This is a genomic window from Streptomyces melanogenes, assembly GCF_014649795.1.
Lineage (GTDB): Bacteria > Actinomycetota > Actinomycetes > Streptomycetales > Streptomycetaceae > Streptomyces > Streptomyces noboritoensis.
Genome location: NZ_BMTS01000062.1, coordinates 1 through 10,544, shown reverse-complemented (window position 1 = coordinate 10,544; position 10,544 = coordinate 1). Strand labels below are relative to the sequence as shown.

Below are 10,544 nucleotides of genomic sequence, written 5' to 3'. Positions count from 1 at the left end.
GGTGTCGGTTATGTCGTGATCGCGTGGTTCATGAAGTTCATCTCCAGCAAGAGCTTCATGCCGTTCGTGGTCTACCGCATCCTGCTCGGCATCGTGCTCTTCGCCCTGGTCGGCGCGGATGTGCTCAGCCCGCACGCGGGCGAGGTCTCAGGGGGCTGAGGAACGGGACGGGCGAGTCGATCAAAGACGGCAGGCCTCACCCGTACCGGAGTAGCACGGCACGCTGCATGTTCGATGCACTTGGCCTGCCGACAGTCCGGCTGGGCGCTAGCCTTCTGGGCGCTAGCCTTGGCCAGCCTTCACATGATGAAGGGAGCCCCCAAGGTACGGCCCTTGCTTGGCGGCTGGCCGTACCTGTCGGGAGCTCCCCCAGGTCATCGATGGGCTCTTCGCATCGCCAGACGGGAAGGAAACCCTTGACCCGGACCGAAGGTACCCCAGAAACCGGACAACGCCCCGGGCGCGCCCTGCGGTGGCTCACTGCGGGCGTAGCCGCCGCCACTATCCCGGCCATCACTGTTCTCGCCCTGACCGGCCACCCTGAGCAGGCCACCGCCATCGGCGCCATCGGCGGCGCAGCCGCCATGGGCGGCGTCCAGATCTCAGTGAACATCCACCGCCACCGCCGCTGACCACGGCGTTTCCATCCACCAGGTGGTGGGTCCGACGACGCGCGGACCCACCACCCCGCACTTCATCGCGGTTACAACCCGCTGTGTGGGCACCGGCCGCTGGGGCGCGCCCCCGGGTCTCGACCGTCACCCCCGCTCCCGCATCCGTCTCAGCTGATAGGCGATGGACGATGGGCTGGAGACACCGACCGCCGCCGCGAGCTCCCGCACGGAGGGCGCCTCCCCGTACTGGACCACCCACTCGCGGGCCCTGCGCTCGATAAACAGCTGGCTGATCGGGGAGATGCCCGCTCACAACCGCCCACCGCGCGCCAGTCCCTTGAGCGCCATCCGCGCCCCAGGCGTCGCACCGGCTGGAGTTGTCCAGTACGGGTGTGCGGCGATCCGGACTGACAACTGCTGCAGTCGCCGCCGGTACGCGGTCGTTCCGCCCCGCCCGGCGGACGGGTCCGCGAGCCGCCGGTACGTCGCGTACCAGGCGGCTTGTGCTTCCAGGAGGTCCGCGGTTCGGTGAATCCCCGAAAGGGTATTCGCTGAGGTATTCATGGGTGCATACTCGGAGGTATGGCAGATACCACTGTGAAGGTCGACTCCGAGACCCGGGACCGCTTCGCCGCTGTCGCCGCTGCCCGCGGCCAGAGCGTGCGCGCCTACCTGGCGGAGCTGGCCATCGAGGAAGAGAACCAGCTGGCCTTGGGCAGGGCGACCGCCGCTTTCCGTGAAGCGGTCGGCCGGCCCGGCATCGCGGAGGCCTTCGACCGTGAGTTCGGCGGCCTGCCCGCGACCACACGCGCGAACCGGGCGGCCTGATCTTGGAGCTGCACATCGACATCCGATGGCTCCTGGACCGCCAGGAGGAACTCCTCGGCAAAGACCTGGGCGTCCTGGACTACTCGGGCCTGGTGGCCGCGGTCGCCAGGCATCGCGTGAACACCCCGGCGCTGGCCACAGATTCACCCGATGCGTACTGGAGGGCCGCAGCACTCTTGGAGCAGATCGTGCTGCTGCGACCGCTGCCGACCAGGAACGAGTACTTTGGCTACGGCGTCGCCGTGGCTTACATCCAGGCCTCCGGCAGCGACGTGGACACGGCGTTCGAGCCCTGGCGTGACCTCATCACCGACATCCGGGCGCTGCGCCTGACTGTGTACGACGTGGCCGACCGGCTGCGCTCGATGCGTCCGAACCACTGATCGGCGTCGTGGTCCTGAAGCGGGCCGCGCGGCCGCGTTCGTCGGATTCCAGGCCACAAGGAGACGTGCCGCGCTGAAGAGCGGTGTCGGCCTGGCGTCGTCGTGGCAGAGGCCCGGCAACGTCTGGAGGCGCGGTCGCCTCGCGCTGAGAGACACTCACGGCGGGTGTACGGTCGCCGCCCCGGGGCAGGCCTAGGAGATGGTCGACCCGCGCACTGTTCTTCCCTCGCACCGGGATAGCGACTTCGGGCAGTGCCTGGATTGGCTCATGAAGCACGCCCCGTCCCGGCGCCTGGCCTGCGACGACCACTGCGTCGGCGGTGCCCCGACAGCGCCCGCGCCGTGCGGCGCTGGATGAGGGCTGCTGGCGAGGCGCTTGCCGAGTTACGCCAGGCCGTGGCCGCCGACCTCGTCGGCCACCCTGAGGGCAGTTCACAGCGGCGAGGAGTAACTCACCTCATCGCACTGGGGCATCGCGAGCGTGCGTACGGCTTCCGTCGCGACCAACTGCTCAGTGTCGGCGGCGGAGCGGTCTCTCTTTGATTGCAGGGGAAATGTCCCGGAAGCGCAACACCGAAGCCGCAGCGGAAGCGGAGGCCCGCAACAGGGAATCCCGCAGGCGGCGGAGGCCGTCTGCCAGGTCCGGTCAACCCTGCGCCGCACCATGTCACCGGTGTACCAGCGCCACCTGGTCGAGCAGCTCCTCGACGTGGCCGGCCAGGCGGGGACCGAGCTCTCGCGCAGCGAGGCCGGCTAGGTCAGGGCATGAAGGGACCGGCAGATGCCCGGTTGATGATGGGGGAGAAGGCCTACTTGGTGGACTCGTAACTGTGGCAGAGCGACAGCGGGCGCGAGGTGAGTGGACCGGTCGGGACACTTCCCAGACTGAGCAGAGCCCGTGAGGCCCGATTGCTGCGCAGGCGGCCGTGGAGAAGGCGGACAGCAATAAGGGCGACGGCGTAGAAATCCGGCCGATCGACACGCGAGTTGATCGCCTGTCTTTGACGGCCGCTGCGGTGTGGCTGGTTAGGCTATCCTGTGCGGGATTTCCGGGATATTTGGTGCGGTCCCTCGGGTGTGCCACCACTCGATCACATTAGCCTGCACCATAAGAGCCAGCCAGCGGTAAGCCTCCGTCGGCCTATCGGGGCGGGCTGCATCAGTATCACTTCCGGAAAGCTCCAAGCTGATGGCCCATTTCTCCCTGCCTCCACTGCGCAATGCCACGGATGCCTGCATTGACAGTGTGAGCTTGCCCTCGGACTCATGAAGGGAGATTTCCGAAAGGAGGAATCCCGGGTCTCCTGCCCCGCCGAACTTTTCCGATAACGCGGACTGAAGGCCGGCGGGGACAGTGAGTTCTTCCATGCATTTACCCTAGCAGGCGGGGGTGCTCCCGGTGTGGGCTATCGAGGTGATGTGCCCCGGCTGGTAGTACGCGGTGATGATGCCCTGCGGCCGGACCCCCGTTCCTCCCAGCGCACCGTCATTGAACACGACCTTGAACGTCATGGGCGGGCACTGGTTGAGGTTGGTGTAGTAGAACCCGAAGCTCTGGCGACCCCGGGCTACCGTATTGGCGATCTGGCCGTCGTCGAAGCCGTGCTTCGCGACGATGTGGCGATACCCCCAAGTCGACGTCCCGCAACGCAGGGGAACGGCCTGGAAGTTTCGCGTGTAGGTCTTGATGACATACGTCTCGGACTTTCCTGCGCACGGGTCGGCGGTGGCCGCCGCGTTCGACGGCGCTGCCGACGAGAAAAGCAGGGCAGATACAGAAATACCGAGTGCCGCCCCGATAGAAGAAACGCGATGAGTGAGCCTCATCAGATCCCCCTCTGCTGTTCGAACACTTGTTCCGACCCGATGAACGCTACCGGCAGCCACTCGCTTAATGCCACTGTCTTTTCGGTTCTGACCGAATATCGACGAGTGGATCAGATCGAGACGTTTTCAATTTGGCCGAATTGGCCTGCGCGTGGCCTGCTAAAAACAAGTCACCTCGGTCCTTGGAATAAGGATTGCGCCCAGCTGGGGCAGTATTCGGCAACCTCGATCAGAAGGCCGAAGCCCACGGCCAGAAGGCGGAAGCCGCAGCCGCGCGGCCAGTCGCCGATGTCTCGGCCGCGCCCGTCGCACCGGTCGTGCTGCCCTCGCCGCGCCCGGCCGTCGTCTTCGTCCCGGAGCCGGGCGGCGTCGACGGCGACCAGGAGCAGGGGCTGGTCCTTGAGGAGCTGACCCGCGAACAGGTCCTGGACCTGTGTGCCCGGGTGTTCACGGCTCCTCGCATGCCTCTCCGTGTGCAAGGCGTACCACCGGCGGGATGCGGTATGTACGGGCGTTCAGGAGCGGGCGGATCACGCCCGCTCGGCTGCGGGGCCCGTGATCGACGGTGCGGCAGGCGTTGTGCGAGAACTGCGGCCAGGACCAGGCCGCCAGCCTGTGCGAGGCGTGCGGTTATGGCCGCCGGACCGAGGCCTTGATCGTCACGGCCGGGCTGTTCGACCCTCCTTCAGTGTTACCTCGGTTGGACGAGGGTGTGTTCATCGCCGAAGGTGTTTCCGGTGCGGGTGTAGAGGGTGGTTTCGCCGTCGGACCAGCGGATGAGAAGGTCGTCCGGCCAGTTGTTGGCGTCGTAGGCACCTGCGGTCATGACGGTGTCGTGGGTCCAGATGCTGGCAGGTGCGGCCATCTGGATCTCCTTGCCGAGGCCGCTGGGGCTGGTGTCCTGGTACTGGATGACGCGGCCGTCCGCCCAGCGGATGAGGGTGTCCCAGTTGGCGCCGCCGGTGAAGTCGCCCGCGGTGACCAGGGTGGCGCTGCGCCAGGCGTCGTCGGCCTTGCGCAGCTGGTGTTCGGTGCCGAAGCCCTTGTCGCCGACGGCGGTGTAGTCGGTGACCTCGCCGTCGCTCCAGCGCACCAGCAGGTCGGTGACGTGGTTCGCGGTGCCGAAGTTGCCGCCGGCGACCTGGTCGGCGTACTTCCAGATCGAGCCGGAGTCGGCGATCTTGATGCCGCCGCCGAGACCGTTGCTGCCGACATCGGGCAGGATGCGCACTTCTCCGCTGTTCCACACCACCAGCAGGTCCGAGCCGCTGCCGCCGGAGAAGTCGCCACCGGTCAGTGACTTGACGTCCTTCCACGTGGCATTGGCCGCGGCCATCTGGCGCTCGCCGGTGAAGCCGCCGTTGCCGTCGCCGGTGTAGAGGGTGACCTCGCCGTCGGTCCACACCACGATCAGATCGCCCTTGCCGTCGCCGGTGTACTCACCGGACGCAAGAAGGCGAGCGTGCGTCCATAGGTCGCCGCTGCCCATGGAGTACGGGAGCTTGGGCTGCTGGTACGTACTGCCGTGCTCCACGTGCTGGTTGGCCCTGGCCTCGTCGTACAGCTTGAAGAACCAGTCGCCGTGGACGGGGCTGTAGGTGAGCCAGTCGACGTTGGCGTCGTTGCCGCCGCCGTTGCAGCCGCCGACGTTCCCGATGATTTCGCCGGTTCCCGTGGTCCAGTCGATCTTCGAGAACCAGGGGCCGCCGGAGACCCCGCCGTACATGCCGCGGCACTTGGCCTGGATCTGGTAGAAGCCGGGTAGCGCCTCGGTCCTGGTGGGGCAGCGCACCCCGTGGTCCTCGGGGGTGTTGTTCTTGGCGCTGGGGTAGCCGACCATCGTCACGTCGTTGTTGTAGCCGGGTGTGCGCGCGAGCGTGTTGGCCCCGACGACGTCCTGGGCGTTCTTGCCGCTGGTGTTGGGCGCGAGCCGGGCGAACGCGAAGTCGAGGTCCGAGATGGCTGCCTTGCTGTTGTGGACGTACCGGTTGTCGATGAACCAGTCGGCAGGGGCGATGCGGTAGTACCCGTAGGTCTGCTTGTCCAGCGCGTACTCGGCCCTGTACCACGGTACGAAGGCCGCGTTCCCGCCGGCGCAGTGCCCGGCGGTCAGGATCAGGTTCCGCCCGGGGCTTTCCACGACGCTGGCCGAGCACTTGTGGGCGTGCATCTGGCCGGTGGTCGGATCGGTCTGGGTGGAGAAGATGACGCCGACGGACTTGGCACCGAGGATGTGCTCGGCGGTCGGCATGTCGGCCGCCGCGGAACTCCTGGGCCGGGTCTCCTTGGGCGTGACCGTGGCGCTGCCCTGGCTGCTGGTGTCGGCGCCGGGACGCGTTCCCGGGTCGGTGGCCGACGCCATTCGCTCCGGCGTCCAGAACCGGAGTACATCCGCGTCGGACCACCCTTCACCGCCGTTGTCAGGCTGGGGGGCGGCCCCGGTGCCGGGGGCGGTGGGCGACGGCACGGCAGCGGTCGGGGTTGGGGGGAGCGCGGTGTTGAAAGGTCTGGGTCTGGGAGGGGTCCCCGCTGACGGTGCGTCGGTTAAAAGGGTGGTTGCCGGCGCGGGGGATGGACGCTTCGCTTCGGCGGCGTGGGCGAGGGAGCCCGCGCCTGTGGCAAGGAGTGCCCCGCAGACTGCTGAGATGGCAAGGCGGCGTAGGCGTATGTGTGACGCGCGCAAAGGATGCTCTCTGCTCAAGGAGTTGGATGATGCCGGGGCCGAGGTCGGCTCCCGGGGGCAGGGAAGTCGGTGCTCGGCCCGGGCGCCCGCTCAGGGGGCCGGGGCCGGGCCCTTCGGCCGCCGTGCACGGATCACGGCGAATGCGGTGCCCGCCGTCACCAGGAGGGCGGCTCCCGTGATCAGCCAGGGCCGGTAGTGCCTCTCGGGTGAGCCGGCCACTTTCAGCTGGGCGGTGCTGGTGCTCTGTCCGTGGTGGCTGACGACGGTGAGCTCGTACGTGCCGGCCGGAAGGTTGTCGCGCAGCGCGGTGTGCCCCGCGTACACACTGGTCCCGTCGTCGCACTTGCAGCTAGGGGCGTCCGAGCTGTCCTTCTTGATCGCCAAGGGCTTCGTGAACGCCTTGGACGTCACGGTGAGGGACTCCTCGTCGGGGGCCGCCTGGTAGTCCGCGAGGAGAACGACGATCTCGCTGCCCGGCCGCATGACGACCTTCGGTGTGGAGTCCTCACTCCCCAGCCGCCCGTTCCTGGGCCCTGCCACGAACCGGGAGATGTCTGCGGAGCCTTGAGCCTTGAGTGTCAGGCTGTCGGTGGCGATGACCTGGCCGTGGCTGACCGCCGTGGCCCGGTAGGTTCCGGGGGCGATGTCACTGCGGATGAGGGGCTGCGCGTCTGGTGCATCGACTTGAGCCGACTGCGCAGCCCCCTTCTTCACGGGGGTGAGGACGACGGGTTGCCGCAGGGCCGGAGAAGTGACGGTGACGGTGTCCCAGCCTGCGGGCACGCCCTCGATGCTGAACCAGACCGGGCCCCCCACCTCGACCCGGCCCTGGTTGCCGAAGTGAGTGAGGCGCGGGCTCTTGGATGGGCTCGCTGCGACTGTGAAGCCGGGTGTGGGAGCTTGTGCCGCTGCGATCCCGTACGGCACACCGAGCCCAGCCAGCAGGGACAGCCCTGTCACACACAGGACTCGAACCGATCGGCGAAACATGTGACGCCCTCCCCCTCAAGGCTTTCTCGTCCGGGAAGAGGGTGATGCGGTATGTTGCGTTGCGCCGCCCGCCCCGCTCGCGGCCTGGAGAATCCGCAGGTGCTGTCCATCCACGGGCCACGCTGCACGGAAGGTGCCCCGCCCTGCGAGGGAGGAGGGGCACCTGCGTGGCAGGGCTCGGCTGCTAACCCGGTCTCGTTCCCTGATTCGTCCGATCAGGAAACGAGACCGGGGTCAGTGACTCCGGCGTGGCCATGCAAGTTAGAGACTCGTACCGACCAAGCCACCGATGATGCCGAATCCGAGAGGAATCGCGTAGGCGGCCAACTCCGCGGAACGGACGCGTGTCCGGAGCCGCTCAAGGAGTGCAGCGGTGACGATTCCGAAGGTGGCGGCGAAGAGCAGGACGTCAGGGGTACGGACGGCATCCCATCCATGCGCCACGACGTTCACGACAGTCATCGTGCCCCCGAAAAGCGCGGCGGCCGACAACAATTCACCAGCCTTGAGGACCGGCCTCCCGGAAGGATCTTCCCCCTTGCCCTGCCGCATCACCTGCCGTACCAGAGCGACGACCACGATAACTTCCAGCACCGTGGCGACGCCGAAAGAGACCATGAAGAAAAGCTTCATCGCACTCATCCCTTCATGAATGTCAGAAGAAGAGGATCAGCCACAGCTCTTGGCCACGGCACTGAGGCCAGTGACGTTGCCGAACATCGCCACCAGGGCCTTCATCCGATCCTGGTAACCACCGGCCTGGACCACGGTACGGGCTCCCGTCCACACGCCACCCAGCCTGCGGAGCTTGGACACCAGGACCGCGTTGCCGGCGACAAACGCGCCGATCGCGCCCACACACGCGGTGACTTTCCAGGCGCGCTTCCAAGAGAAGCCGCCTGAGTCCGCCGGTCCGCCCGGCTCAGGCTCGGGCTGGCTGAGCCGGGCAAGAACCTGCTGCTGCGCGGCCGGGTCATCCGGGTACATCGCGGCGACTACCTGCTCCATGCTGGGGTTGGCGGGAAGAGCCAGGAAGCGGTCCTCCAGCCCCTCGTCCTGGACTTCCGGAGCGGCTGCATCCGCTGCCGTGAGCTCCTGCGTCACGGCGTGCGCGGCAGCCGATACTTCTGCCCGCTGAACATTCTCTGCTTCGGCCGCGCTTGCCAGGCCCGATGTAGCCCCGAAGGCGAGGACAGCGGCGACGCCAAGAGCTGTGGCACGAGCGGAAATCCGCATGGCGGTGCGCCGGTGAGAACTGGTCTGCACGATGGCTTCCCCTGAGTTGAATGCGAGTGCACCACGTCCCCCCAAACCCCGTTTTATCTGGAGAGGCGCACCCGACTTGGTCTTGATCAACTAAACAGGGATCACGCACGCCCGGCTGTGACTCAGAACACATACCCACCTCAGGTTTTCCTCAACTGCCAGGAATGGCCGAAAGCGTCGCACTGCATTGCTCGATATCGCGTGCGGATCTGAACTAGTGGCAAGGAACACCGCAGGTACCGGGCCGTAACTGGTGGATGTCTTGCGTGATCGTGCAGCCGCAGACGACGCCGGGTTGGCGACCGGCGCAACGCGCTGGCGATGCTGGACAGCATTCCGCGGCCAAGGCGCGGCAAAGTACGTGTCCAAGGACCCGGTGGGCTGGCCTTATCGGCCGCCCTAGCGTCAGCAGTGCGACGACCGCATGTTGCTCGACTCGGCAGGGAGGTGTCGTTCTGGGGAAATCGAGAAGGCCATCGGCGCCCACCGCAGCTGCCTGGACCCGCCCACCGAGCCCGCGCCACTCCCCGCCCCGTCCGAGCTCCCGCGCGTGGAGGGCGTGCAGGCGGCACAGGCCCGACGCAGGCACGCCGAGGTCCACACCCTCTACGACAAGGGCGTCGGCATCGACCGCATCGCCGCCCAGCTCGGCCTGGACCGCAAGACGGTCCGCCGCTACGCCCAGGCGGCCATCGCCGATGACATGATCACCACGCGGCGCCGCGGCCACCACGGGCTGGCCCGTTACGCTCCCTATCTCAACCAGCGATGGAGCGAGGGCTGCACCGACAGCGGCCGCCTGCACCGCGAACTGCGCGAACTCGGCTACCTCGGCAGCGCCCGCAGCGTGCGCCGCTGGCTGGAACCCCTGCGCGGCACCGATCCACCGCTTCACGGCCTGCCCGAAGCACCCACCGTCCGGCAGGCCACCACCTGGTTCACCCGCCACCCCGACGGCCTGACTAGTGAAGAATCCCTCCGCCTCAAACAACTCCTGGACGGCTGCCCGGAGTTGGCCGACACTCCGAACCACGTCCGAGAGTTCGCCAAGATCATGGATCGGCTCGACGGCGAGCGGCGACTGCCCGGTTGGATCGAAACCGCCGAGCTGCCGATGATCCGCAGCTTCGCCCACAATCTCCGCAACGACCTCGACGCCGTCACCCAGGGCCTCACCAGCCCCTTCAACTCCGGCGTCGTCGAGGGCAGGGTCGTAGACCTCAAAACAATCAAGAGACGGATGCCCGGCCGCGCGGGCTTCCCGTTGCTTCGAAAACGCGTCCTGCTCGTGGCCGCCAGCCGCCGGACACCCACAGTCACCACGGCGACGGCATCCTGACCGGTTTCACAGAAATCTTGCATGGACCGCGTGAACATGGCCGCCCTCAATCAGATCGGACGGGGTTGCTCTCCCATCGGCGGGGTTGTTCTGGGCAGGATGATGTGGTCGATATGGCGAGGGCTCTGAGTCAGCTACAGCGCTCTCCTCCCTCGGTGGAGAAGCCGCCGTAGTGTTCCCTGGCAGCGGGCTATAGCACGTTGATTACGGGCCCAAGCGTCCTGGGGGTTGAGGTTGAGTGCGGCGGTCAGATCTGCGACCGCCTCGTCGAAATGCCCCGCCTGACGATGAGCCGCGCCCCGTTCAGCGAGAGCCCATGCGTCCTGGGGGTTGATGTTGAGTGCGGCGGTCAGATCTGCGACCGCCTCGGTGATACGTCCCGCCTGACGATGAGCCGCGCCCCGTTCGGCGAGGGCCCAGTCGTGTGTGGGGTTGAGGTTGAGTGCGGCGGTGAGGTCGGTGACTGCTTCGTCGAAACGCCCCGCCCGACGATGGGCTATGCCGCGTTCGGCGAGGGCCCAGTCGTGTGTGGGGTTGAGGTTGAGTGCGGCGGTGAGGTCGGTGACTGCTTCGTCGAAACGCCCCGCCCCACGGTGAACTAGTCCTCGTTCGGC

At 67.2% G+C, this 10,544-nt stretch carries 14 protein-coding genes and 1 pseudogene; 5 read left to right on the top strand and 10 right to left on the bottom strand.

All coding sequences use genetic code 11. The features are described 5' to 3' along the window. Positions 1-159 (top strand): annotated as a pseudogene (locus tag IE252_RS42540) (undecaprenyl-diphosphatase); the annotation flags it as partial. 257 nt (positions 160-416) lie between these two features. Further along, positions 417-632, top strand: a complete 216-nt coding sequence (locus IE252_RS42535; protein WP_190094883.1) for a hypothetical protein — start codon at positions 417-419, stop codon at positions 630-632. Between the two features lie 126 nt (positions 633-758). Here IE252_RS42535 and IE252_RS43840 read toward each other — a convergent pair whose 3' ends face one another. Both IE252_RS43840 and IE252_RS44615 read right to left on the bottom strand, forming a co-directional pair. Continuing rightward, a complete protein-coding gene (locus IE252_RS43840; RefSeq protein WP_268248477.1) occupies positions 759-869 on the bottom strand; it encodes a LexA family protein in 111 nt (36 codons plus the stop codon). Between the two features lie 54 nt (positions 870-923). Further along, positions 924-1,178 (bottom strand): DUF8825 domain-containing protein, encoded by a 255-nt coding sequence (locus IE252_RS44615; protein ID WP_229849165.1) that lies wholly within the window; start codon positions 1,176-1,178, stop codon positions 924-926. Between the two features lie 18 nt (positions 1,179-1,196). Here IE252_RS44615 and IE252_RS42525 point away from each other — a divergent pair, with 18 nt between their 5' ends. Both IE252_RS42525 and IE252_RS42520 read left to right on the top strand, forming a co-directional pair. Beyond that, positions 1,197-1,442, top strand: coding sequence for an antitoxin MazE7 (locus IE252_RS42525; protein ID WP_190094882.1), 246 nt, complete (start codon positions 1,197-1,199; stop codon positions 1,440-1,442). 2 nt (positions 1,443-1,444) lie between these two features. Continuing rightward, positions 1,445-1,825: a toxin Doc gene (locus IE252_RS42520; RefSeq protein ID WP_190094881.1), complete on the top strand. Its 381-nt coding sequence runs from the start codon at positions 1,445-1,447 to the stop codon at positions 1,823-1,825. Between the two features lie 1,026 nt (positions 1,826-2,851). Here IE252_RS42520 and IE252_RS42515 read toward each other — a convergent pair. From IE252_RS42515 to IE252_RS42485, 7 genes are all read right to left on the bottom strand, one after another. Continuing rightward, positions 2,852-3,193, bottom strand: coding sequence for a hypothetical protein (locus tag IE252_RS42515; RefSeq protein WP_190094880.1), 342 nt, complete (start codon positions 3,191-3,193; stop codon positions 2,852-2,854). A 9-nt stretch (positions 3,194-3,202) separates the two neighbouring features. Next, positions 3,203-3,652: a hypothetical protein gene (locus tag IE252_RS42510; RefSeq protein ID WP_190094879.1), complete on the bottom strand. Its 450-nt coding sequence runs from the start codon at positions 3,650-3,652 to the stop codon at positions 3,203-3,205. A 170-nt stretch (positions 3,653-3,822) separates the two neighbouring features. Next, complete coding sequence (locus IE252_RS42505; RefSeq protein ID WP_190094878.1) at positions 3,823-4,131, bottom strand: hypothetical protein; 309 nt, start codon at positions 4,129-4,131, stop codon at positions 3,823-3,825. Between the two features lie 212 nt (positions 4,132-4,343). Then, positions 4,344-6,014 (bottom strand): trypsin-like serine peptidase, encoded by a 1,671-nt coding sequence (locus tag IE252_RS42500; RefSeq protein WP_229849164.1) that lies wholly within the window; start codon positions 6,012-6,014, stop codon positions 4,344-4,346. A gap of 411 nt (positions 6,015-6,425) precedes the next feature. Further along, positions 6,426-7,118: a hypothetical protein gene (locus tag IE252_RS42495; protein WP_190094877.1), complete on the bottom strand. Its 693-nt coding sequence runs from the start codon at positions 7,116-7,118 to the stop codon at positions 6,426-6,428. A 468-nt stretch (positions 7,119-7,586) separates the two neighbouring features. Continuing rightward, positions 7,587-7,958: a hypothetical protein gene (locus IE252_RS42490; RefSeq protein ID WP_190094876.1), complete on the bottom strand. Its 372-nt coding sequence runs from the start codon at positions 7,956-7,958 to the stop codon at positions 7,587-7,589. 36 nt (positions 7,959-7,994) lie between these two features. After that, positions 7,995-8,681 (bottom strand): hypothetical protein, encoded by a 687-nt coding sequence (locus IE252_RS42485; protein ID WP_190094875.1) that lies wholly within the window; start codon positions 8,679-8,681, stop codon positions 7,995-7,997. Between the two features lie 334 nt (positions 8,682-9,015). Between IE252_RS42485 and IE252_RS42480 the strand changes: the two genes are divergently transcribed. Further along, complete coding sequence (locus IE252_RS42480) at positions 9,016-9,930, top strand: transposase (RefSeq protein ID WP_190094874.1); 915 nt, start codon at positions 9,016-9,018, stop codon at positions 9,928-9,930. A 134-nt stretch (positions 9,931-10,064) separates the two neighbouring features. Here the strand turns inward: IE252_RS42480 and IE252_RS42475 are convergent. Further along, positions 10,065-10,544 (bottom strand): tetratricopeptide repeat protein (locus IE252_RS42475; protein ID WP_190094873.1); only part of this gene is annotated, 480 nt, incomplete at its 5' end.